The sequence below is a fragment of the Methanothrix harundinacea 6Ac genome, assembly GCF_000235565.1.
In the GTDB taxonomy this organism is placed as follows: domain Archaea; phylum Halobacteriota; class Methanosarcinia; order Methanotrichales; family Methanotrichaceae; genus Methanocrinis; species Methanocrinis harundinaceus.
The window spans coordinates 776,381-799,071 of record NC_017527.1 but is presented as its reverse complement, the minus strand read 5'-3'; the positions used below and the strand labels follow the sequence as shown (position 1 = coordinate 799,071).

The 22,691-nt window shown below is 62.3% G+C and carries 16 protein-coding genes, 1 tRNA gene and 1 rRNA gene; 12 read left to right on the top strand and 6 right to left on the bottom strand.

What is annotated here, in order from left to right; all coding sequences use genetic code 11:
• Window positions 1-67: 67 nt before the first annotated feature.
• Both MHAR_RS03845 and MHAR_RS03840 read right to left on the bottom strand, forming a co-directional pair.
• Window positions 68-140 (bottom strand) — tRNA-Ala (locus MHAR_RS03845).
• A 136-nt stretch (window positions 141-276) separates the two neighbouring features.
• A 16S ribosomal RNA gene (locus MHAR_RS03840) occupies window positions 277-1,751 on the bottom strand.
• 592 nt (window positions 1,752-2,343) lie between these two features.
• Here MHAR_RS03840 and MHAR_RS03835 point away from each other — a divergent pair.
• Complete coding sequence (locus MHAR_RS03835) at window positions 2,344-4,293, top strand: aconitate hydratase (protein ID WP_014586303.1); 1,950 nt, start codon at window positions 2,344-2,346, stop codon at window positions 4,291-4,293.
• A gap of 37 nt (window positions 4,294-4,330) precedes the next feature.
• On the opposite strand, the gene MHAR_RS03830 is transcribed toward MHAR_RS03835, so the two are convergent.
• Window positions 4,331-4,810, bottom strand: coding sequence for a hypothetical protein (locus MHAR_RS03830; protein ID WP_143763269.1), 480 nt, complete (start codon window positions 4,808-4,810; stop codon window positions 4,331-4,333).
• Between the two features lie 92 nt (window positions 4,811-4,902).
• Here MHAR_RS03830 and tgtA point away from each other — a divergent pair, with 92 nt between their 5' ends.
• From tgtA to MHAR_RS03815, 3 genes are read left to right on the top strand one after another with little or no spacing between them, the layout of a single operon-like run.
• Complete coding sequence (tgtA, locus tag MHAR_RS03825; RefSeq protein WP_014586302.1) at window positions 4,903-6,339, top strand: tRNA guanosine(15) transglycosylase TgtA; 1,437 nt, start codon at window positions 4,903-4,905, stop codon at window positions 6,337-6,339.
• Window positions 6,336-8,078, top strand: a complete 1,743-nt coding sequence (arcS, locus tag MHAR_RS03820) for an archaeosine synthase subunit alpha (RefSeq protein ID WP_048144812.1) — start codon at window positions 6,336-6,338, stop codon at window positions 8,076-8,078. Before tgtA ends, arcS begins: the two co-directional genes overlap by 4 nt.
• Window positions 8,079-8,131: 53 nt before the next feature.
• Window positions 8,132-8,647, top strand: coding sequence for a DUF6125 family protein (locus tag MHAR_RS03815; RefSeq protein ID WP_014586300.1), 516 nt, complete (start codon window positions 8,132-8,134; stop codon window positions 8,645-8,647).
• 411 nt (window positions 8,648-9,058) lie between these two features.
• Here the strand turns inward: MHAR_RS03815 and MHAR_RS03810 are convergent, their stop codons facing one another.
• A complete protein-coding gene (locus MHAR_RS03810; protein WP_014586299.1) occupies window positions 9,059-10,747 on the bottom strand; it encodes a NosD domain-containing protein in 1,689 nt (562 codons plus the stop codon).
• Between the two features lie 239 nt (window positions 10,748-10,986).
• On the opposite strand from MHAR_RS03810, the gene MHAR_RS12395 reads away from it, so the two are divergent.
• The 4 genes from MHAR_RS12395 (at window position 10,987) to MHAR_RS03785 (ending at window position 15,981) form a co-directional block, all read left to right on the top strand.
• Window positions 10,987-12,492, top strand: coding sequence for a HEAT repeat domain-containing protein (locus MHAR_RS12395; RefSeq protein ID WP_014586298.1), 1,506 nt, complete (start codon window positions 10,987-10,989; stop codon window positions 12,490-12,492).
• Window positions 12,493-12,603: 111 nt separating this feature from the next.
• Window positions 12,604-14,052, top strand: a complete 1,449-nt coding sequence (locus MHAR_RS03795; RefSeq protein WP_014586297.1) for a LamG domain-containing protein — start codon at window positions 12,604-12,606, stop codon at window positions 14,050-14,052.
• Window positions 14,053-14,219: 167 nt separating this feature from the next.
• Window positions 14,220-15,218, top strand: a complete 999-nt coding sequence (locus MHAR_RS03790) for a pYEATS domain-containing protein (RefSeq protein WP_048144332.1) — start codon at window positions 14,220-14,222, stop codon at window positions 15,216-15,218.
• Window positions 15,219-15,279: 61 nt separating this feature from the next.
• Complete coding sequence (locus MHAR_RS03785; RefSeq protein ID WP_014586295.1) at window positions 15,280-15,981, top strand: type 1 glutamine amidotransferase; 702 nt, start codon at window positions 15,280-15,282, stop codon at window positions 15,979-15,981.
• A gap of 42 nt (window positions 15,982-16,023) precedes the next feature.
• Here MHAR_RS03785 and MHAR_RS03780 read toward each other — a convergent pair whose 3' ends face one another.
• Window positions 16,024-17,112 (bottom strand): putative sulfate/molybdate transporter, encoded by a 1,089-nt coding sequence (locus tag MHAR_RS03780; protein ID WP_048144331.1) that lies wholly within the window; start codon window positions 17,110-17,112, stop codon window positions 16,024-16,026.
• A gap of 338 nt (window positions 17,113-17,450) precedes the next feature.
• Between MHAR_RS03780 and MHAR_RS13625 the strand changes: the two genes are divergently transcribed.
• From MHAR_RS13625 to MHAR_RS03765, 4 genes are all read left to right on the top strand, one after another.
• The gene (locus MHAR_RS13625) at window positions 17,451-17,612 is read left to right on the top strand and encodes a hypothetical protein (protein WP_187287849.1); all 162 of its coding nucleotides are present in this window, start codon (window positions 17,451-17,453) and stop codon (window positions 17,610-17,612) included.
• Window positions 17,609-18,187: a hypothetical protein gene (locus tag MHAR_RS03775; protein ID WP_014586292.1), complete on the top strand. Its 579-nt coding sequence runs from the start codon at window positions 17,609-17,611 to the stop codon at window positions 18,185-18,187. Before MHAR_RS13625 ends, MHAR_RS03775 begins: the two co-directional genes overlap by 4 nt.
• A 362-nt stretch (window positions 18,188-18,549) precedes the next feature.
• Window positions 18,550-19,752 carry an ammonium transporter gene (locus MHAR_RS03770; protein ID WP_014586291.1) on the top strand — a complete coding sequence of 401 codons (1,203 nt, stop codon included), beginning with the start codon at window positions 18,550-18,552 and terminating at the stop codon, window positions 19,750-19,752.
• A gap of 22 nt (window positions 19,753-19,774) precedes the next feature.
• Window positions 19,775-20,104, top strand: a complete 330-nt coding sequence (locus tag MHAR_RS03765) for a P-II family nitrogen regulator (protein ID WP_048144810.1) — start codon at window positions 19,775-19,777, stop codon at window positions 20,102-20,104.
• Between the two features lie 129 nt (window positions 20,105-20,233).
• Here the strand turns inward: MHAR_RS03765 and MHAR_RS03760 are convergent, their stop codons facing one another.
• A complete protein-coding gene (locus MHAR_RS03760) occupies window positions 20,234-22,387 on the bottom strand; it encodes a C25 family cysteine peptidase (RefSeq protein ID WP_014586289.1) in 2,154 nt (717 codons plus the stop codon).
• Window positions 22,388-22,691 lie beyond the last annotated feature (304 nt).

Here is a 22,691-nt window from a genome sequence, read left to right as displayed (position 1 = left end):
CCGCCGCGTAGATCGGCAGCGTCTGCCCTTCCCAAGCGACATATCATCACTTGGTGCATCTAATACATGGACTCGCTGGGATTCGAACCCAGGGCCTCCGCCTCGCAAAGGCGGCGCTCTTCCAGCTGAGCTACGAGCCCAGATACGCCCTTGGAGGCCCACCCATCACCGGGTCATTCTCACCCAGCAATTGAACGTTATAGTTTTTCCGCTCTGGCGACTATTCGGCTCCGACCGACACTGAAGCACACTTATGCACGTTTGTGCATCGTCGTTAGGAGGTGATCCAGCCGCAGATTCCCCTACGGCTACCTTGTTACGACTTAACCCCCCTTGCAAAGCCCAGATTCGAATGTGTCAAGGAAACACACCCTCATCCAGACCCTACTCGGGTGGTTTGACGGGCGGTGTGTGCAAGGAGCAGGGACGTATTCACCGCGTTCTGTTGAAACGCGATTACTACGGATTCCAGCTTCATGAGGGCGAGTTGCAGCCCTCAATCCGAACTACGATTGGCTTTAAGAGATTTCCTTCCCCTTTCGGGGTAGATGCCCATTGTACCAACCATTGTAGCCCGCGTGTAGCCCGGGAGATTCGGGGCATACTGACCTACCGTTGCCCACTCCTTCCTCCGCTTTAGCAGCGGCGGTCTCCACAGTGTACCCATCACCCCGGAGGGTATGCTGGCAACTGTGGACGTGGGTCTCGCTCGTTGCCTGACTTAACAGGATGCTTCACAGTACGAACTGACGACGGCCATGCACCACCTCTCAGCTAATCGGGTAAGGTCTTCAGCCTGACCTTCATATTGCTGTCGCCCCCGGTGAGATTTCCGGCGTTGAATCCAATTAAACCGCAGGCTCCACCCGTTGTAGTGCTCCCCCGCCAATTCCTTTAAGTTTCAGCCTTGCGGCCATACTTCCCAGGTGGCTCGCTTCACGGCTTCCCTACGGCACCAATCACGGTCGCACCGTGACTGACACCTAGCGAGCATCGTTTACGGCTAGGACTACCCGGGTATCTAATCCGGTTCGTGCCCCTAGCTTTCGTCCCTTACCGTCGGACCCGTTCTGGTGAGACGCCTTCGCCACTGGTGGTCCCCCGAGGATCACAAGATTTCACCCCTACCCCCAAGGTACCTCTCACCTCTCCCGGTCCCAAGCCCAGCAGTATCCCCTAGCAGCCTGACAGTTAAGCTGCCAGATTTCCCAAGGGACTTACTTGGCCGGCTACAGACCCTTTAGACCCAATAAAAGCGGTTACCACTCGGGCCGCCGGTGTTACCGCGGCGGCTGGCACCGGTCTTGCCCGGCCCTTGCTAACAGATGCTTTTTAGGCATCTGGACAGCCAACATTATATGCTGGCACTCGAGATTCCCTTATCACGGTTTCCCGCATTGTAAAGTTTTCGCGCCTGCTGCACCCCGTAGGGCCTGGATTCGTGTCTCAGAATCCATCTCCGGGCTCTTGCTCTCACAACCCGTACCCGTCGTAGGCTAGTAGGTACATTACACCCACTACAACCCTGATAGGCCGCAGACCCATCCTTGGGCGCCGGAGCTTTCGGCCACAGCGCATTCCAGCATCTGTGGCCTATCCGGAATTATCCCCAGTTTCCCAGGATTATGCCAGACCCAAGGGTAGGTTGTCCACGTGTTACTGAGCAGTCCGCCATGTTCACGAAGAACATTCAACTCGCATGGCTTAGTCGAATCTCGATAGCAGTAACCTCTGGCAGGATCAACCAGAATTATGGAAGTATTTACAGTATCGGTCGGAATTGGCCGAGTCGCCATAAGCGTATGTCAGACGAGACAAGTTGTATCCCGTCTCCACTACAGTCATATATGCCGCAACTGTTGGAGGTCAGCCCTTCATCGTGTGCGTTCTACGCCATCGGGGCTTACGCCGTTATGTCGCGGTGCTGGGACCTTGCGCCCCAGCGGCCCATATCTGTACGGGCCCATTGTATTTAAGCTTACCGGTCCAGCCCGCCTCGCCGATCTGACGCCTTTGAGACGTCGGACCGGAACCGGACCACCCCGGACAGCCTATCCCCGTATCAGGGGATGCTATTTAAGCCTTTCGGAGTTGTCGAGGCGCTCAATTTTGAGCCCGCCGACAGACCTCAGGCCTCCGCCCCCCTCGACCGGTTGCGCGAATCTCGCGCCCCTTTGCCAGACGGGCGAACTCCCCCAATACCAGCCGGGTATTTAAATGTTGTGGTATGGAGGGGGGAGGTGAGGGGCCCAGATATCCTCGTCGATTATTAATACCAACAGGGAGATCAAACCTGGGCAAGAGGGCTGAAATGCAGAATCCCAGGGGTTTTGGAGGCTTTTTATGGATTTCACCTTGACGGAGAAGATTTTGAGGGACCACCTCTTAGATGGATCGTACGAGCCGGGAAAGGAGATCGGGATCAGGATCGATCAGACCCTGACCCAGGATGCCACGGGGACTATGGCGTACCTCCAGTTCGAGTCGATGGGCCTCTCCAGGATAGAGACAGAGCTCTCCGTATCCTACGTGGACCACAACACCGTCCAGGTGGGGTTTGAGAACGCCGACGACCACCGATATCTCCAGACGATTGCTGAGAGGTATGGGATCCACTTCTCGAGGCCAGGAAACGGCATCTGCCACCAGGTCCACCTGGAGAGGTTCGGCCGGCCCGGCAGAACCCTCCTCGGCTCCGACAGCCATACCCCCACCTGCGGCGGCCTGGGGATGATCGCCATCGGGGCGGGCGGCCTGGACGTCGCGGTCGCCATGGGCGGCGGCGCCTACTACCTGACCTGCCCCAGGGTGATCCGGGTCAACCTGGAGGGAGAGCTCCCAGAATGGGTCACGGCGAAGGACGTGATCCTGAAGGTCCTCAGCGAGCTGACGACCAAGGGGAACGTGGGTTGCATCTGCGAGTACGTCGGCGAAGGAGTCCAGTCCCTGACCGTCCCCGAGAGGGCGACGATAACCAACATGGGCGCCGAGACGGGGGTGACGACCTCCCTCTTCCCCAGCGACGAGCAGACCCAAAAGTTCCTCGCGGCCCAGGATAGAGGGGGCCAATGGGCCCCCCTGGCGGCCGACGACGGCGCGAAGTACCATCGCGAACTGGATGTCGACCTCTCCGACCTGGTCCCTCTGATGGCCGCACCCCACAGCCCAGGGAATATAGTCCCCGTCAGCGACCTCGCGGGGACCCCTGTAGACCAGGTGATGATAGGGTCGTGCACCAACTCCTCCTTCGCGGACCTTATGACCGTCGCGGAGATGGTCCGGGGCCGCCGCCTCCCCTCATCGGTATCCCTGGGGGTGGCCCCCGGCTCGAGGCAGGTCCTCATGATGATCGCGGAGAACGGAAGTCTCGCGGACCTCATCGCCTTCGGCGCCAGGATCCTCGAGTCTGCCTGCGGCTTTTGCATAGGTAACAGCATCTCCCCCAAGACCGACTCGATCTCCATCAGGACCAGCAACCGGAACTTCAAGGGCCGATCGGGGACCGCGAGCGCCAACGTCTACCTGGCCAGCCCCGTGGCGGCGGCGGCGGCGGCCCTCCGGGGAGAGATCGTCGACCCGAGGGACCTGGAGATGGAGTTTCCGCGGGTGAGGATGCCAGATCGCTTCAAGGTGGACGACAGCATGATCATCCCTCCCCTGCCAGCGGCAGATAGGGCGAAGGTCTCGATCTATCGGGGACCGAACATCGGGGTTCCCCCCACCAACGACCCCATGCCCGAGGACCTCTGCGGCAAGATCGCGATCAAGGTGGAAGACTACATCACCACCGACCACATCATGCCCGCTGGATCCCGCCTCAAGTACCGGTCGAACGTCCCCAAGTACTCGGAGTTCGTCTTTGAGCCCCTGGACCCGGAGTTCAGCAAGAGGGCAGCGGTGCGGAGGGACCGGGGTATCGCGAACCTGATCGTGGCGGGGGTGAGCTACGGCCAGGGGTCCTCCAGGGAGCACGCCGCCCTCTGCCCCATGTACCTGGGGGTGAAGGCGGTGATGGCGAAGTCGATGGAGCGGATCCACGCCGCAAACCTCGTCAACTTCGGGATAATCCCCTTCACCTTCGTCTCGGAATCGGATTACGACCTCCTCAGCAGGGATGACGATCTGGAGATCCCCGGCATCCGGGATGCCCTCGAAGGCGGAGCAGAGGTGGTGGAGGCCTTCGATAGGACGGCGGAAAAGAAGGTTATTCTTAAGATGGTGCTGAGCCGGCGCCAGAGGGAGATGGTCGCCGCTGGAGGGCTCCTCCCCTACACCGTACGAAAAAGGGGATGATAAAATAGCAGAAAGGAAAAGTCGTCGGCCTGTGCCCTTACAGGCCGAACTTATTTGTTATCTCCTGGTATATAGACTCGGTGTTCCTCTGGACCGCTGTCATGTTGGTCGCCGTCCCCTGACCAAAGGTGGAGCCCTCGATAGGCATGGGCTTAGAATAGCGCCAATAGGTGCCGATCCCGAAATCATACCTCGGGCTTACGACCGCCGCTGACTGCGTCGTCCCATCGCCGAAGGAGGAGGCGGAGATGTTGAAGGGGAAGTTCATCCTCCAGATCCCCATGGTATTCTCGACGTCCACCGTCTGTCCGAAGAGGGCTGGGGCCAGGGGGGATCGGTCGGGGTTCGATACATAAGACGCCCAGTACAAGTCTGCATAATCCGAGAACCGCGATTCTCCCGTCCACGTCATCACCGATGTATCTCCCATGAGGAAGACGTCCTGGGTAGTTGTATACCCATCTCCCGATGCGATGCCCGACAGGCACGCCAGCATGATCATAACTGCACATTTCAATTCTGGTCACCACCAATTTTTTCAAAATCGGGATGCGATACACCTTGATCGGTACCAACCTATTTATGCCTTATCTGCAGTGAGATGAGGAGATGCCAGATTGCTTTGAAGTCCTTCACAAGGATCTGGCAGGTCGGATCGGCAGGCTTCGGACGCCCCACGGCGTCGTCGAGACCCCTGCGCTGATGCCGGTGGTGAACCCCCACCTCAGGCTGATCGAACCTGCCGATCTCGAGAGGTTGGGAGCCGAGATCCTCATCACCAACAGCTACATCATCCATCAGGACCCGGAGCTCCACGACTTAGCCGCGAAGGAGGGGGTCCACCGGCTCCTGGGGTTTGAGGGGCCGATCATGACCGACTCGGGGGCCTTTCAGCTCTCGGTCTACGGCAATATCGACGTCCAGCCCCTGGAGATCCTCGATTTTCAGCGTTTGATAGCCTCCGACATCTGCGTCCCCCTGGACATCCCCACGCCCCCGGACGTCCCCAGGTCGAGGGCCGAGGCGGAGCTCGCCATCACCGAGGAGAGGCTCTCCGAGGCGCGGGAGGACTGGAGCGAAGGCGGATCCCTCCTGGCGGGGCCGATCCAGGGTTCGACTTACCCCGACCTCCGGTTTGGGGCGGGCCGGCGGGTCGGAGAGATGGGCTTCGACCTCTGTCCCATAGGGGCCGTCGTCCCCCTGATGGAGGCCTACAGGTTCAGAGACCTGGTGGAGGTCGTCGCCGCCTCGAAGCAGGGGCTCGGCCCGGCAGCCCCGGTCCACCTCTTCGGAGCGGGCCACCCCATGATGTTCGCCCTCGCCGCAGCCCTCGGATGCGACCTCTTCGACTCCGCCGCCTACGCCCTCAGCGCGAGGCAGGGGCGCTACCTCACCACCAGCGGAACCCTCCACCTGGAGGAGCTGAAGTACCTTCCTTGCTGCTGCGAGGTATGCAGAGACCGGGCAGCGGAGGATCTGGCAGAGGACCCGGAGAGGACGGAGCTCCTCGCCCGCCACAACCTCTCCGTCTCCCTAGCGGAGGTCCGGCGGGTGAGGCAGTCGATCTGGGAGGGGTCCCTCTGGGAGCTGGTGGAGAGGAGGGCGAGGTCCCATCCGAAGATGATCGATGGCCTGCGGGCCCTCATACCCCACGCCGGCTGGATCGAGACCCTCGACCCCGCCGCGCGGTCCACCTGCTTCTACATGGGGCCGGAGTCGGCGGCGAGGCCGGAGGTTCTGAGGTATGGGGCCCGGATAGAGAGGATCGAGCTATCGGGGAGGGTCTTGGTGGCGGATAGGGGGGTCCGGGAGGATGGGTTCGACCAGATCCTCTGGTTTGTGCCCCCCTTCGGCCCGTACCCCCAGGAGCTGGCGGAGACGGCTCCCCTCAACGCCGAGGTCCCGGCGGAGGCGGACGGGGCGGGGATCGCCCAGGCCCTGGCAAACCTCAAGAGGCTGATGGAGTCAAACCCCTCCGCCACCTTTGAGATACGGCTGAAGGAGCTGCCCGGGGGATGGGCCGACCTCCGTGGGAGGGGGAGATGACCCGCCACTTCGAGGTGAAGGACCGCGACGGCCCCGCGAGGATGGGAAGGCTCCGCCTCGCGGCGCCGGTCGAGACCCCGGCGATCCTCTCGAGGGACCTGATCCAGTCGGTGGGACCGATCTGGGCCTTCCCGTCGATCGAGGAGGCGGTCTCGGCCGGGTCGGCGTCCTCCGAAGAGGGGGGCAGGATATTCATCGGACCCCATGCCCCCTTCTCCCTCCACACCGAGCCGACCCTGGCCGTCCCTCCGATCCCGAGGGGCGGACCTTCAGGAGTCGTCGTCCACCCCCTGACGATGGACCGGCCCCCGGCAGCCGACGTCTACGTCCTCGGGGCGGCGGGGTCCCTCCGAAACCCGAGGGAGCTTGTGGCCTCCATCGTCAAGATCAGGGAGATGACCCCCCCCGACTCGGCCCTCTACGCCCCGGCCCTCGCGACCCCCGCCAACCTCGCCCTTCTCGTCTACCTGGGGGTCGACCTCGTGGACGGCGCGAGGATCGTCGTCGACGGCCTCCTGGGGAGGTACCACCTCCGGGACGGGGTCTGGCCCGTCGAGGCTCTGAAGGAGCTCCCCTGCCGCTGCCCCTTCTGCAGGGCCCTGGAGGAGGAACAGGATCCGAAGCTGGTGGCAGAACACAACCAGCTGAAGCTCGAGGAGGAGCTCTCCATCGTGAAGACGATGATCCGGTCGGGGACGCTCCGCGAGTACGCCGAAAGACAGGTGAGGGTCGCCCCCGAGGAGACGGCGGCCCTGAGGCTCCTCGACCAGGAGCACCGGTATCTGGAGCGGAGGACCCCCACCGCCAGGAGGAGCGTCATGTACGCGAACTGTGCCGAGTCCCTCCAGCGGGTGGAGGTGACCCGGTTCGCCGAGCGGGTCCTGGAGAGGTACAGGGCCCCGGAGAGCGACGTCCTCCTCCTCCTCCCCTGCTCGGCTCGGAAGCCCTACTCGACATCCCGGTCCCACCGGCTCTTCGCCTCCGCCCTCGGCGAGGCGAGGCGGAGGCTCCACGAGCTGATCCTCACCTCGCCCCTGGCCCTGGTCCCCCGGGAGCTGGAGGAGGTCTACCCCGCCGCGAGCTACGACGTCCCCGTCACCGGGAGGTGGGACCTTTTGGAGCGGAAGTGGCTGACGAGGTGCCTGGAGAGATACCTCGAGAGGAACCGGTACAGGAGGATCGTCGCCCACATCGAAGGGGAGCTGGAGGAGGCGGTCGTCGATAGCGGGATCGACGCCGTCTTTACCGGAGGGGGGACCGACGGCGAGGCTCTGGGGAGGCTCTCGGAGGCGGTCGCCGAGGCTACCTGCGACGCGAGACCCCTGGAGGGGTTTTTTATCCAGAAGTTCCGGGCCCTCGCCGACTACTCCTTCGGCCTCGGAGCCGGCCGCGACCTCCTCGCCGGAGGCGTGCGGGTTAGGGGGAGGGAGCTCTCCTCCGCTGACAGAAAGCCCCTCGCCTCCTTCACCCCTCACGGCACCATCGCCCTCTCCCCTGAGGGGGCAAGGAGGCTTCTCTCCCGGGGCGGGTACGTCGTTGAGATCGGCGACTTCGTCCCCCGGGGGGACGTCCTCGCCCCCGGGGTCGCCAGAGCCGACGACCAGATCCGGCCCGGGGACGAGGTGATAGTGACCGGGGAGGCGGCCTTCGGGGTCGGGAGGGCGAAGATGAGCGGCTGGGAGATGGTCGAGGCCACCCGGGGGATCGCCGTCGAGCTCCGCCACGTCGAGAGGGTATGAGGAGACCGGAGGAGAAGGTGGAGGGAAGACGGAAGGGAGGAGAGGGCTAGAGGATGACGGATCTCACCGACGGAGAGCGGGCGGAGTACTTCCGGAGGAGCTACACCGCCGTCGATGGCCTCTGGTTCATGAAGGTAGAGGAGATGAGGGGCTTTGAGGAGGCGCTGGAGGCGGACCGCCGGGTCTGGTCCGTCCTCCCCAAGATCCAGGCCCGGACCTTGAGGACGATGCTGAAGGCCGACGAGGGGATAGAGGGGCTTGCTAGGTGCATCTCCGCGAAGCACTCGGCCGAGGGGTTCGATTTTGAGGCCGAGATGGACGAAGACGGCCGCCTCCTGAGGCTGATCATATCAAAGTGCCCATGGCACGAGCTTCTCGTGAGATCCGGTCGAGAGCCCCTATCCGAGAGGGTGGGGACGACGATCTGCAACGCCGAGTACGCCGCCTGGGCAGCGGAGTTCGAGGGCGGCGACCTGAAGATATCCTTCAGCCTGAAATCGCAGATATGCAAAGGTGACCAGGTCTGCACCTTCTGTTTTGAGGAGTCGGAAGCTCCGAGGGATCCCTGAAGGCCGGCATTCATCCGGGGCCCTATAGACCGATGCCAGCGGTTCGAGGGCTGAAGGGAGAGGGGCCACGGGCAGGAGAGGGCACAACTCAGGCAGAGGGAGATATGAGATCTGTCCATCATATCGGCAGTCGAGAGGCCCTCATACTCGCCCCTCTCAGACTATAATAGTAACGATTAAACATTATAAATTTAACGATCTGCTCCATCCACCAACCGGAGGAGAAATAGGGAGGCGTGGACCCGCGGCCCTCCATGAAGAGAGGGCTAGAAAGCCCGCCAGGGGCTGCGAGGCGGGCTTGGCGTTGTATCTGCTTGGTTGGTTAGAGGTCCCCCCGGAGGAGGCCGGTCCTCTTAGAGGCCCCAGGAACCGGGGGGAAAGGATGGGCTCAGAAGTGGCCCCATCGTCCTCTCACGACCCCGCCCTCCTCGCCAGCGGGAACCTGTCCGTGTTCTTACCACCTGGGATGATCCTGGGTCCTTCGCAGACGCCATCGCCATCGGCGTCATCGCAAACGTCAGGCCCCCAGAGGTTCCCCCTCGACCCGTCGTCCCAGAGGTTATCCCCCTCGTCCCTCGCCGCCTCGCCGTTTCCGGAGAGGTCGTTTCCATAGATCGAGTTTCCTCTTGAGGCGAAGTCGGCGACGATCCCGAGGATGCTATCGAAGATCAGGTTTCCGGTTATGAGGTTCCGGGTTGCTCCGACGAGGATCACGCCCACATCCGAGGAAGATACGTTGTTTCCGGTGACCTGGTTCTCCCTCGACCCGCCGGAGATGTTCATCCCCTCGGTGGCGTTTTTAATCCTGTTCTCCGTGATGGCGAGGCCTGAAGAGGACTCCTCGACGGATACGCCGACGGGGCTATCGAAGATGGTGTTGTTGTAGGCCGAGGCTCCGATGGTCGACCAGAACAAGATCCCGGTCTTCTCCCCCTCCGAGATGGTATTGTTATTGACCTTCGTATAGTTAGACCGGTCGAGGAAGATACCGTGGTCGCTTCTGGTGACGTTGTTCAGATCCGCGGTGTTGTTGTGGCTCTGGAGGAAGCTGATCCCGTTTCCGTGGTTGGAGGTGATGTTGTTGTCTATGATGTTGTTCTTCCAGGTCTTCTCCAGCCGGATCCCGTCTCTTCCGTTCCCTTCGATCCTGTTTCCGATGACCAGGTTCTCGCTGGACTCCTCGGCGCCGCAGGGCGGCTCGCTGCAATACTCCCAGAAGATGCTCTGGATGTATATCCCATGGTCCCGGTTGAAGGAGATGACGTTGTTGGCGATGAGCCCCGTCGACCCCACCAGATGGATTCCCTTGCCGTTCCCCTCAAACTCGCTCTCGAAGCCGTTTCTCGATATGATGTTCCCGGTGATGAAGGTGAAGTTGGCGTTTACGGCCCAGATCCCGTCGTTGACGCTCTCCCGGATCTCGTTCTCCCTGAAGGTGTTCGAGTCGCTCCTCTGAAGGGAGATCCCCCAGTTGTTGTGGATGAGGGAGTTCCCCTCGATGGTGTTCTCAGGAGAGTTGTACATAGTTATGCCGTAGCCGAAGGAGACGTCCTTGATCGTATTTCCGAGGATCTGGTTGTTGCTGGCGTTGATCAGGCCTATGGCGGTCAGGTCGTTTCCTTCGAAGGTGTTGTTGACGATCTTGTTGAAGTCGGAGTAGACCTTTATCCCGGCGTGGCCGATGACGTCGTTATGCTCGCCGGTGTCGTAAGGTCTCGGCCAGGTGGCGCCGGTGATGACGAAGTTCTCGACGGTGACGAAATCGGCCCTTATGGCTACGGCGGTCCCACCACTCATCTGCACCATCTCGGTCAATCCCGCGGATTCGCTCTCGATCTCAGCGGTGGAGCTTCCCGCCCGGAGGACGGGCATACCGCCGCCGGTGTCGTTTCCCCGGAGGGTGATAAAGGGGGTGGTTATGTTCAGATTCACCAGGTACTCGCCGCTGTGAACCTCGACGACGTCGCCGACGTTCGCCGCCTCGACGGCCGGACCGATTCTATAAAAGTCGCAGCCATCCTCCCCGACGGTGATCGTCGCCGCCAGGGACGGCGGTGATGATATCAGGATGAAGATGAACGCAGCTATAAGACGGCTCATGGGATCACCTCGATAGGTTATCCTCTTTGAGAATAAATAGAATATGGAAGATCCGATTCCTTTGGAGCTCTCTCCTCCCCCGGGCGGAGACCATGCCGCCCCTCCCACGGGGATCGATGGACCTCCGCCGCTGGTTCTGGTCTTCGGCCTCGGAGCGGGAGGGCTCATGCGAGGCTGAGGGATCGGTCATGCAGGCATCACCGAAGCATTTTTAGTCGTCGGAGACAGTATCGATATCCATGGAGGGGGGTAAAATAGGAAAGCTCATTTTGGCGCTGCTCTTCCTGGCGGCGTCAACCCCTGCCGGGGCCACCGTGGTGGACGACCTCATCCTGGACCTGAAGTACGGCCAGGCCGACGTCCGGGCGGGGGCGGCCCGCGCCCTCGGAGAGGCCGGGGGAGCAGGGGCCGTGGACCCGCTGATATCGGCCCTGGAGGATGAGGCCTCCGAGGTGAGGTGCGAGGCGGCGGCGGCCCTGGGAGAGGTCAGGGACGCCCGGGCCGTCGGACCCCTCATCGCCGCCCTGAAGGACCCCGATCCGGGGGTCAGAAGAGAGGCGGCCCGCGCCCTGGGAGAGATCGGCGACCCCCAGGCCATAGAGCCCCTCGCCCACCTCGCCCTCAAAGATCCGGACGGCGGGGTGAGAGGGAAGGCGGTCGAGGCCCTCGCCGAGGCCGGGGATCCCGCCGCGGTAACCCCCCTCATCGGAGCCATCAAAGACGAAAACTCCTCGGTCCGGATGCGGGCTGCCCGGGCCCTGGGGGAGATCGGCGACCCCCAGGCCATAGAGCCCCTCGCCTACCTCGCCCTCAAAGATCCGGACGGCGGGGTGAGAGGGGAGGCGGTCGAGGCCCTCGCCGAGGCCGGGGGTCCCGCCGCTGTAACCCCCCTCATCGCCGCCCTGAGGGACGCCGATCCGGGGGTATCCGAGAAGGCCTCCGAGGCCCTCGTCATCATCGGCGATCCGAGGGCTGTGGCGCCCCTCATCGAGGCCCGCCGGTACGACGAGGCGATAAGCATCGACCCCGCCTCCCCCCTCGCCTGGGGGGGGAAGGGGCTATCTCTATACGATGGGGGGAGGCTCTCGGAGGCGGTCGTGGCCTATGATACGGCTTTGAGCCTCGACCCCCAGGACCCCTACGTCTGGAACAACAAGGGGGTCGCCCTCCGGGACCTGGGGAGGCTCTCGGAGGCGGTCGAGGCCTATGATGTGGCCATCAGCCTAGACCCCCAGTACTCCCACGCCTGGTACAACAAGGGGATAGCCCTCGACGAGATGGGAGAAGACGAGAAGGCGATCGAGGCTTATGATATGGCCATCAGCCTAGACCCCGAGGACGCCAACGCCTGGAACAACAAGGGGGTCGCCCTCTTCGGCCAGGGGCAGCTCTCGGAGGCGATCAAGGCTTACGACGTGGCCATCGTCCTCGACCCCGGATACGCCCAGGCCTGGAACAACAAGGGGGTCGCCCTCTACGACCAGGGGCGGCTCTCGGAGGCGGTCGAGGCGTACGATATGGCGTTGAGCCTCGACCCCGCCTACCACCACGCCTGGATGAACAAGGGGCTCGCCCTCAGGAGCCTGGGGCGGTACGAGGAGGCGGTCCTGATCTACGATGAGGTGATCCGGCAGAGGCCCGAGGACGGCGACGCCTGGGTGGGGAGGGGCGCAGCCCTCCAGGCCCTGGGGAGGGGGGAAGAGGCGGAGGCCGCCTTCTCCAGGGGCCGGGAGCTGGGAGGCTAGGGGAGGGCGGTGGCGCCTTCACCAGGCGGGAATGGGGAAATTCAATCTGCAGCGTCTAAACCGTAATATTTATTGATCATTGATGGTATACTTCGCCATGAGGGTGACCAGATGAAACGGAGACCTTTTCTATGCGCTGCCGTCATGGCCGTATTCTTCATCGCCGTCGCCAGCCTCGGTGCCGGCCAGCCGCCAACCCTTTCTGCTTCGCCGTCTGCAGTAAACCCCGCAGATGAGATAACCGTCGTCTACTCTGGCGCACCAGGGTTCGATACCGATTGGATCGCCATCTACAGGATAGACGAAGCGAATGAAAGGTACGGGGAGTGGAGCTACCTCCGAGGCGAAAAGAGCGGGACTTTGACCTTCACCGCCCCCCAGGAGTTGGGGGATTACGAGTTCAGGATGTTTGAGAACTGGGCCGGAAGCGGCAGTTATGAAGAGATCGCCCGGAGCAACCCCGTCTCGGTGGTGCTGAGGGAGCCTTCCCCCGCCGCAAACGGAGAGATCGAAGAAAACGTCGTCGCCCGCTACCACTTCGATGGGGATGCCGACGATGCCACCGGACGGCATCCCGGAGAATTATTTGGTGACGCATCCTTCGTCGCAGAAGAGGGATCCGCTCCGGCCCTGAAGCTCGACGGGAGCGGAGATTATGTGAGGGTCGGGAACGTCCATCAGGACCCGACTAGAGATCTCAGTCAGGGGTCTATAGAGATGTGGGTAAAGCTCGAGTCCGCCCCCACCAACTTCGTCCTGGCGGCGTCCGGGAGGGAGTACGGCGGAAGCTTCGACGACGGGTTCTACCTGGGTACCCACAGCAGCTACTCCAAAAACCTGGTCTTCATGATATGGGCTGGCGGATGGAAGGTGGCAGATAGCGGCATACCTCCAGAAGATCTCATCGGAGAATGGCGGCATGTCATGGGGACCTGGGGGCCCCGGGGGCTGGAGATCTGGGTCGATGGGATTCTTAGGGGGACGAAACCCCATACCGGCGGGCTTCCAAACCCTAATTACGCGACGGTCCTCATCGGAACAGACTCGTGGAGATGGGACACCCATGGGCTGATAGGAGGGGTCGCGATATACGATGTTCAGAAATTTTTCTCTGATGAGAGCATCGACGGGTCGGAAGAGATGGGTCACGTCGGAGGAAGGCCGAAGTGTGCAGACTTCGATTGCAGGGATGGGGCGCCATGCCAGAGCTTCGACCCCCTGCCCGAGGATGTGGTCGATTATGCCGACCTCGGGGCCACCTCCCCGGAGAGGAAGACCGCAGGACCCCTCTTAGACCCCGGGACATACATGATCTGGAGCGGAAAGAGGGTCTCCGGATACATCGGGGTATCCGACGACTGGAAGGCCTATGGACCGTTCACCCTGAAGGGAGGGACGAGCTACCTCTTCGACGTCTACGAAGGAACGTTGAAGGCGGTGGCGCCGGAGGAGCTGAGTTCCATGCTGGACCAGGTGGGTCCAAGTCAGGCGAGGCTCTGGTACCAGCGATCTGCGGCGGATCCCTATGTCCTCTGTGTCGAGATGGCCGATGCCCCTTGAGGAATTGGCGGCCATCCCTCAGCATTTTATTAAAATAACGCATCTATTAAAATAACCTCCGATGCCGGATCCATATCAAAGGACCCCGCCTATGGGAGCGAGGCCGTGGAGCGGTGCGTATAAAGGCGGATGAAAAGCTTTTATGCCGCTTTATCAAGTTATATATCATGATAGTCCGATCCGCCTTCAAGCCGACGGTCCTTCTTCTTGGACTGATCTTATTCGGATCTTCGCCCTCCCTAGCCCAGTTCGGAGGGTGGGATAGTCCGGGGGATCTGGGCCCCTGGGAAGAGGAGGGATCGTCATCCTTCGGCTGGACGGAGCCGCCACCTTCTGAGACCTCCGAGACGGGAGAGGCCGACTTCCCGAGCAGCATCCTGGAGAGCCCCGAGACCTTGATCGAGGAGGGAGGGTCTTTCGAGTACAGGCCGGCCTCATCCCCGGCTCCAACCGTCGCCCCCTTCTCCATCGCCCCCGGTGGAGGCCAGAACGCTTTCTGGATCGTCAGCAGCGACGGTTCCCGCTACTGGCAGGCCGTAAACATCCCCGTCTACCACTATGCAAGGCTCCTTATCATCCCCTCATCCTCGGGGTCGCTGATGGTGGAGAAGAGGACTCCCTCAGGCCTCGTTCAGACCCGCTACCTGGGGAACGTCTGGGCGCATAATCAATATAGGACATGGTTCTACGCCGACGCCCCGGGGATCCACCAGCTGAGGTACAGGATAGGAAACGGCCCCTACAGCGACGTATTGACCTTCTACGTCGGAGCCGGCGTCCCCGTTCCGCCACCCGCCCCCGACGGGAGGCCCAACATCCAGATCGTGACCCAGGCGGTGGACCCGCAGACTAACCGGGTCTACTACTCCTACAACCCACAGGGGCTCCAGATCTTCAGGATCAAGGTCCTGGTGACCGGCCCCGACCTCTACAGGATCAGGTCCGTCCACTACCAGCTCCACCCGACCTTCAGCCCGTCGGAGCAGACCATGACAAACCCGCGAGACAACTTCGAGCTGGAGCTATGGACCTGGGGGGCGTTCAACATGCCAATCACCGTGACGATGACGGACGGAAGGGCATACAGGTACGACTACCGCTTCACCTTCGGAGACCAGCTGAGGGATGCCCAGAGGAGAGGGGTGCCCTTCGTGAGGGTCTGGTAAGGAGAGAGGCGGCAGATAGGAAGAAGCGTATAAATCGTCCGGGATCATTCTGCCGACGAATATGAGGATCCACACCCTTCAGCACGTCCCCTTCGAGGGGACGGGATCGATCGGAGACTGGGCGGAGGAGCGGGGCCATACCGTCTCCTGGACCCGCCTCTTCTCCGGCGAAGGCCTCCCGGACCCGGGGGAGTTCGACGGGCTCATCGTCATGGGCGGCCCCATGAACGTCTACGAGGAGGAGAGGTACCCCTGGCTCGCCCCGGAGAAGGTGCTGATCCGAAGGGCGATCGATGAGGGAAAGGTCGTCCTGGGGATATGCCTCGGGGCCCAGCTGATCGCCGACGTCCTCGGCGGCCGGGTCAGGAAGAACGAAGACCGGGAGATCGGCTGGCATCCCGTCAACCTCACCTCCGAGGGGTCCAAGTCCGACCTATTCGGCCTTCTCCCCGAGGAGTTCTTCCCCCTCTCCTGGCACGGCGACACCTTCGACATCCCCCCGGGGGCGGTCCGGATGGCGGAGAGCGGTGGCTGTGCAAATCAGGCCTTCCAGCTCGGCCGGGCCATCGGGCTGCAGTTCCACCTGGAAGCGACGGCGGAAGGGATCAGGAGCCTCATCAGATACTGCTCCGACGAGCTCGCCGGCGGCGGGAGGTTCGTCCAGGCCGCAGAGGAGATCCTCGCAGGCTTAGAAACCATACCGGAGATCAACGGGCTCATGGACCGATTTCTCGACGGGGTGGAGAGGCTATACGGCCCATGAGGGGCCCCACTCCGCTGAGGAGGGCTGGTACCGGACGTGGATCTAGCGCCTCAGAGCCGCGGCGAGGACGATCCCGAAGAGGAAGGCTAGGCCGACGTTGGTGAATAAGGCCAGAAGGGCGATGCTGCCGGTGAGGAGGGGCGCATCCGTCCGGAGGCCGCACCGTCCCATCTCCAGGGCGACGAAGAGGAGGAGAGCCCCGAAGAGGCCGATCGGGAGGATCGCCAGGGCCTCGGCGCCGGCGAAGAAGAGGGCGACGACGAGGAGGACGAGCCCCCCCATGACGGTCGAAAGGCCGCTCACCGCCCCGAAGCGGTGGTGGGCAGCGAGCCCCCCCGCCCCGTGGCAGATCGGAAACCCGCCGAAGGGCGCCGAGATGATGTTCATGATACCCATGGTGACGCAGAGCCTGTCGGGCTCGATCCTCTTCTTGAAGAGGTCCTCGGCGATGAGGGCGGTCGCCACCGTGGCGTTGGTGAGGGTGAGGGGGATCTGAGGGAGGACCAGATGCCATCCGGCCCAGATGAAGGTCGCCGGGTCCGGGACGGGGAGGACCCCTATCGAGATGAGCTGGATATCGGGGACGCCTCTGGTGGAGATGCCGTAACCGATGCCCAGGCCGAAGACGGCGAGGATGGATACGTCCGGGAGACCTCTCCAGCTCCTGACCAGGAGGAATAAAAGGAAGATCCCCACGGCGGCGGCCGCAAATATGAGGTCCTGGACCATCATCCCCGCCGAGGTCTTGATGAGGATGAGGCCGAGCCCCAGCTGGACCCCGCGGACGACGCCCTCCGGGATCAGCCCCTGCAGCCGCTCAAACCCCCGAAAGGACCCCAGGGCGAGGAGCCCCACCCCCAGGATCAGCCCCGAGGCCGCGATCTCCCCGGAGGTCAGCTCCCCGGCGATGGCGATGGCCCCGATCGCCTTCATCGGCTCCACCGACATGGGAATCCCGTAATGGATCCCCATGACGATGTACCATAGGCCGATGAAGAGGAGGGCGGGCCCCAGGTCTACCTCCGATACGAGGGCGGCCCCGAGGAGGATGGGAAGGACCGTCCCGAAGTTTCCCATCGATCCGGAGATCTCCCGGAGGATCCGGTTGGAAGTCCATACGGGATCTTTCATGGAACTGGGGAAAGGCATAGTCCCGCCAGCTATATCTCAATGACGCCGTGGCAGCCTTCGCCCAAGAGATCTTCTATTGTAACGAGATGATGCGGGGGGTAAGCCTTCTTACGACCCGGATCTGCCGGAGCCGCCTTTTGGGCCGCCTCCGATCCCCATCCAGCAGAGCGAAAACTCTGTTCGGCTGTAAAGAGCCCTTCGGCGGCCCAGAATGGATTATATTGCCATAAATGAAATTTATCGGTTCGTATATTGTTATAATGATGATTCATAATTTGTATTAATTTGTATTCAGAAATCTCAAATACCTCCATATAAGCGGGGATGGCAAAAATGCCATGAGAGTTCTGGAGGTTTGTGGCGAGGTGAATCTTCCGACGAGGGCGATCCGGGCCAGAGGCTGCAAGATGGAGGAGGATCCGCCGGGGAGGGGAGAGGAGGTCGTCGACTTGCCCCTCGGCGATCCTGAGACCGAGCCATCCCAGAGGGCGGGATCATGAGGGGAGGGGAGGGGTCCCAGGAGAAGGGTCCGGATAAGTTCTTGGTCACCATCTCCTTCGACCGCGAATCCGCGGGCATATTCAGGGAGATGAAGGATGGGCTGGTGGGATCTCAGAGCGAGCTATTGAGGACGGCGCTGAAGTTTTACAGCAGACACAAAGCCCTCTTCGAATCCCTCGACGGTGATCGGCTCCGCATCTATACGGAGATGCTCTCGGAGGGGGAGCACGTCATCCTGGACATAGACCACTGGATACTTTTTTTGAGGTTCATCGAGTCGCACCCTGATAAAGAGAAGTTCTGGGAGATGCATCAAAAGGTATCCCAGGCCCATGCCGAGGAGTTCATACAAAAGAGCCACGATATTAAGACGGTACTCCGGAGGCTGGAGGCCTGCAACCTCTTCAAGCTGATCAGGACCTCTGAGACGGAATTCACCCTGATCCTGGGGTACGACGTCCCAAAGAGGTTCATCCGGACCGAGATCGAAGAGATCATCTCCAAGATGGGAAGGAGGGCCGAGATAAGAGAGGACCTCTCGAAGATCAGGGTCGAGATCCTGCCCCCCAGATGATCGATCAAAGGAGATGATCGGACCGGAGGCGGTGGGCCCCGTCCAGGAAAGATCCCTTCCCGGGAGCCTCCTCTTCCCCCTTTCGGCTCCGCAGAGCGGCTCTCCTCGGGCGGCGGTCAAATATAACGGATCGCCAGACATTCCTGGATGGCCGAGGAGCTGAGACGGGGGGATAGGGGAGATGGTCTAGGCTCCTCTTTTCTCAGATCGGGGCATACCGGGTAAGCTCTTTTCATAATACCTATGAAGCTTTATCAAATCTCTTTTTAAATCCCCAGGGGCCCATTCTGCCTTGTAAAACGGGTCGGACGCGTCGATGGCAAATTCCAGACGCGAACCTGGAAGTTTACGGGTGGTAAATAATGGTACTTGACAGCGGCGATACGGCCTGGGTCCTGGTCTCGACGGCGATGGTTATGCTGATGATACCGGGAGTCGGGCTCTTCTACGGGGGCCTCGTCCGGAAGAAGGACGTCGTCTCCATGATAGGCCTCTCCTTCCTGGCCCTGGCCCTGGTCAGCGTCCAGTGGGTGCTGGTCGGCTACAGCCTCTCCTTCGGGGCGGACGTCGGAGGCTTCATCGGCGGCCTCGACCTCCTGGGCCTGAAGGGCGTAGGGATGGACGCGGGGGAGGGGACGATCCCGGGCCTCCTATTCATGGCCTTCCAGCTCGTCTTCGCGGGGATCACCCTTGCGATCATAACCTCCGCCGTCGCCGAGAGGGTGAGGATCGGCTCCTTCATCGTCTTCGGCCTCCTCTGGACGACCCTCGTCTACGACCCCCTCGCCCACTGGGCCTGGGGCGGCGGCTGGGCCGGCCAGCTCGGGGCCCTCGACTTCGCCGGAGGGACCGTCGTCCACATAAGCTCAGGCTTCGGCGCCCTCGCCCTCGCCCTGGTCATCGGCAAAAGGATCGGGTTTGGCGACCACGACATGGAGCCCCACAACATCCCCATGACGATGATCGGGGCCGCCCTCCTCTGGTTCGGGTGGTTTGGGTTCAACGCCGGATCCGCCCTCGCCGCCGACGGCCTCGCCGCGAGCGCCTTCGTGGTGACGAACGTCTCCGCCTCGGCGGGGGCCCTCGCCTGGCTCTTCGCCTCCTGGGTGAGGGGAAAGCCGTCCGCCCTCGGAATGGTCAGCGGCGCCATAGCTGGCCTCGTAGCCATAACCCCGGCGGCGGGGTTCGTCGATCCCCTATCAGCCCTGGTCATCGGAGGAGTCGCCGGGGTCCTCTGCTACAGAGCCCTCCTCTTCAGGGTGGGGAGGGGCCTCGATGAGAGCCTCGACGCCTGGGCGGTCCACGGCGTCGGCGGCCTCTGGGGGGCCGTAGCTACGGGGATCTTCGCCGTCGAGGCCGTCGGCGGCGCCTCCGGCCTCCTCCAGGGGAACGTCGACCAATTCGTCGCCCAGGTGATCGGGGCCGTCGCCGCCGTCGTCTACGCCTTCGTCGTCACCTACGCCATTGCGAAGGTCGTCGACGCGACGATGGGCTTGCGGGTCACCGAGGACGAGGAGTACGTCGGCCTCGACATATCCCAGCACGGAGAGAAGGCTTACGCATAGCGGCGAGAGGTGGTGATTGGCGATGATGAAAGTTGAGGCCATAATCCGGCCCGAGCGGCTGGACCAGGTCAAAAAGAGCCTGGAGGAGAAGGGCTTTGTGGGGATGACCGTCTCCGAGGTGACGGGGCGGGGCGAGCAGAAGGGGATCAAGCTCCAGTACAGGGGGAGGACGATGGACGTCGACCTCCTCCCCAAGGTCAAGATCGAGCTGATCGTAAAAGACGAGGCGGTCGACGATCTGATCGCGACGATCTCCGCCGCCGCCCGGACCGGGCGGCCCGGGGACGGGAGGATCTTCGTCATCCCGGTGGCGAGGTCCGTCCGGGTGAGGACGGGGGAGGAGGTGATCTGAAGGCCAACCTTCCCACCTCCCTCCATCCTCCTTTCCTTTTTAGTTCCATCTCTTGAGCAGATCCGATCTCTTTTAATCCTCCTCCACCTGGACCAAGAATCTCTGTGAGGGATTCAGCCGTCTATCCGCCTATCGGGGTCGCTGCCAGATCCCCATCCTCTTCTGGACGGCGGTCACCTCCGGCTCGGGGGGGACGGGGGGGACGGGGGGGTTCTTGAGGGAGACCGAGGGGTCGCCGTAGAGGTTCATGACGTACCAGTTCATCGTCGTCTCGCTGTAGGTCCCCGGGTAGACGGTCCCTTTCGCCTGGTATAGGGCGTCGCCGGCGGCAAGCTCATCGACCAGCCTGTTCACGTACTCGTAGCCGAGCCCCGAGTTTGAGGGGCTCCCATCGAAGTTGCCATATAACTGATTTACGTAGTACCAGGAGACCCTCGTCGCCGAGATCGTCCCGATCCCGCCGTTCTTCAGGATGGAGTAGGCGAGGTTATCGGTAGTCTCAGGCTGGGCGTTGAGACAGGAGCACTGATAGGTGAAGGAGGGGTGGGCGTCGTCGAGGCTGGCGGCGTAGGAGCTATCGAAGAGGAGGCCGCCACTGCATCCGGAATAGCCTATGGACGCCGAAGTCGGGCTCCCGTGGGCCCACCAGCAGACTATTCCGTAGTCGCCGGCGGACCACCGGTCTCTGACCACCGTCCCTCCGTGAAGCTCCTCCTCGCTATCATACTTGGAGTCTGCACACGACCCGACCGTCCCCTGCTGATACATCCGCCAGGATGAGTAGCCTCCGGGGTTGAGATAATCGTCCCTCATCTGCTCGCTGAGGCGGGCCCCGTCGGTTACGGAGTCGCTGAAGGCCATGGGGAGGAGGGCGGACCTCCGCCAGTCGGTGCCGGCGGAGAGCTCGTAGCGGATGGTCTTCTCGAGGATGCTGTCGAGGGCGGGATAATCGGCGTCATATACGGGGATCCTGCCGACGTAGACCTCGGGGGTGAAGTCGACGCCTCCGGCGACGGGATAGTCCTTCTTAGACCCCCACTGGCCGTAGATCCCGTCGCCGTTCTTGTCCCAGTTGCCGGTGAGGTCGGCATAGAAGTAGTCGGTGGGCGCCTCCTTATAGGTAGTCTCGGCATACCTCGGCCAGCACATCTTCATGGGGATCTCCCCCTCGCCGCTCTCGAAGGGCCGGGGATCGCCTATCAGGAGGACGTACTTTATCCCCAGGGAGGCGTAGTTGTTCTTCAGCCACTGGCGGATCCTCTCCGCCCTGTTGTTCGGGGCCTGGCCCGTCAGGGGCAGAAAGTCGCTCTCGGTGACCACCAGGACCCGGTATCCTATCCTCTCCTTGTGAGCGATGAAGTCGGCGAGCTTTCCGCTCCCAGCGACGATGGCGCTGGTGGTGATGATGACGTAATCGTAAGCCCCTTCCGCCCGCGAATCGAGCCGGTCACCCTCGGCCCCGAGGTACCAGAGCCTCCCTTCTTCGTAGTTGTCGAAGATCTGGGGGGCGACCTCGTCCATGACCAAGTCCGCCGCGGAGGCCTCATCCAAGGGCTCGGGGGAGGACCGATAGCTGATCTCGACGACGCAGCTCTTGATCAGGGTGAGCCTCTTTGATACCGGGTTGTACTGGAGGGGGAAGAAGTCGACCCGGGCAAACTTCCACTTCCTCATCTCGGAGTAGGGGAGGAGGACGGCGAAGGGCTCCGGGTAGTTCGCATCCCTCTCGTAAACGGCGAGGTTCCTCCCGTCGGATATCGTCTTTCCCAGGCCCCAGTACTCGGCCCAGGCCACCCCACCAAATTCGTCGCCGGCGAGGGCAGGGGCGAGGGGTCCCACCGGCCCGATCTCATACGTCCCCTCCAGGATCTCGACGTCCTGGGAGACGACCTTCATCGTGAGATCCTCCCCGATCGCCTCGGGGGGGACGAGGATGTTGTAGACCCGGTGAAGGAGGAGGGGGTCCCCCGGGGAGGTGGTGGAGGCGAAGCCCTCCATCGCCACCACGTCGAACCCCTCCCCGCCTTTGGCGATGGAGAGCTCCCCCGCCTCCAGGACCATCCGGACCGTCCCTCCCGGCAGATCCGAATCCGATGGCGGTTCTGGTCCTGCCGGGGACGGCCCCCCGCCATCCGGGGCCGCCGGGGCCGATAGGCCGATGAGGCTCAGTAGGAATATGATCCCGATGACGCCACCGATGGCGAGACGGACCCCGGTGGCCGCCCTTCGGGGCGTCCGCCCGCCGTCCCTGGAACCCTGAACTCCTTTAGAAGCACCTGGCATGAAAATAACCCCCTTCTACTCTCGCCCGATCACGCTCATGTATAGCTTGCCGATCAGCTCCATTCCTGTCATCGATGCCCAAAAAATCAGGCCGAGGGACTCCCTTATAACTTCGGCCTCATCGGGGCCAAACCGATCGATCTCTCCTTATATCCAGGGGCTTCGGATAAAAAGACTTTCCTTACGGTCGTCTCCGATGCTCTGCGCGACCACAGCGTGATCATTCGGAGGCGCGGGAGAGGAGGGAGCTCCAGTGGCTGAGGAGCGAGGTCGGCGAAGGCACCCGATTGATTCGACAATTCTG

Bases quoted from the DNA above. Each gene is read 5' to 3' on its own strand.
- MHAR_RS03770 (WP_014586291.1), top strand. From the start codon at position 18,550: ATGGTACTTGACAGCGGCGATACGGCCTGGGTCCTGGTCTCGACGGCG.
- MHAR_RS12395 (WP_014586298.1), top strand. From the start codon at position 10,987: ATGGAGGGGGGTAAAATAGGAAAGCTCATTTTGGCGCTGCTCTTCCTG.
- MHAR_RS03780 (WP_048144331.1), bottom strand. From the start codon at position 17,112: ATGAAAGATCCCGTATGGACTTCCAACCGGATCCTCCGGGAGATCTCC.
- MHAR_RS13625 (WP_187287849.1), top strand. From the start codon at position 17,451: ATGAGAGTTCTGGAGGTTTGTGGCGAGGTGAATCTTCCGACGAGGGCG.
- MHAR_RS03790 (WP_048144332.1), top strand. From the start codon at position 14,220: ATGATAGTCCGATCCGCCTTCAAGCCGACGGTCCTTCTTCTTGGACTG.
- MHAR_RS03765 (WP_048144810.1), top strand. From the start codon at position 19,775: ATGATGAAAGTTGAGGCCATAATCCGGCCCGAGCGGCTGGACCAGGTC.
- MHAR_RS03810 (WP_014586299.1), bottom strand. From the start codon at position 10,747: ATGAGCCGTCTTATAGCTGCGTTCATCTTCATCCTGATATCATCACCG.
- MHAR_RS03815 (WP_014586300.1), top strand. From the start codon at position 8,132: ATGACGGATCTCACCGACGGAGAGCGGGCGGAGTACTTCCGGAGGAGC.
- MHAR_RS03760 (WP_014586289.1), bottom strand. From the start codon at position 22,387: ATGCCAGGTGCTTCTAAAGGAGTTCAGGGTTCCAGGGACGGCGGGCGG.
- tgtA (WP_014586302.1), top strand. From the start codon at position 4,903: ATGCCAGATTGCTTTGAAGTCCTTCACAAGGATCTGGCAGGTCGGATC.
- MHAR_RS03795 (WP_014586297.1), top strand. From the start codon at position 12,604: ATGAAACGGAGACCTTTTCTATGCGCTGCCGTCATGGCCGTATTCTTC.
- MHAR_RS03775 (WP_014586292.1), top strand. From the start codon at position 17,609: ATGAGGGGAGGGGAGGGGTCCCAGGAGAAGGGTCCGGATAAGTTCTTG.
- MHAR_RS03835 (WP_014586303.1), top strand. From the start codon at position 2,344: ATGGATTTCACCTTGACGGAGAAGATTTTGAGGGACCACCTCTTAGAT.
- MHAR_RS03785 (WP_014586295.1), top strand. From the start codon at position 15,280: ATGAGGATCCACACCCTTCAGCACGTCCCCTTCGAGGGGACGGGATCG.
- arcS (WP_048144812.1), top strand. From the start codon at position 6,336: ATGACCCGCCACTTCGAGGTGAAGGACCGCGACGGCCCCGCGAGGATG.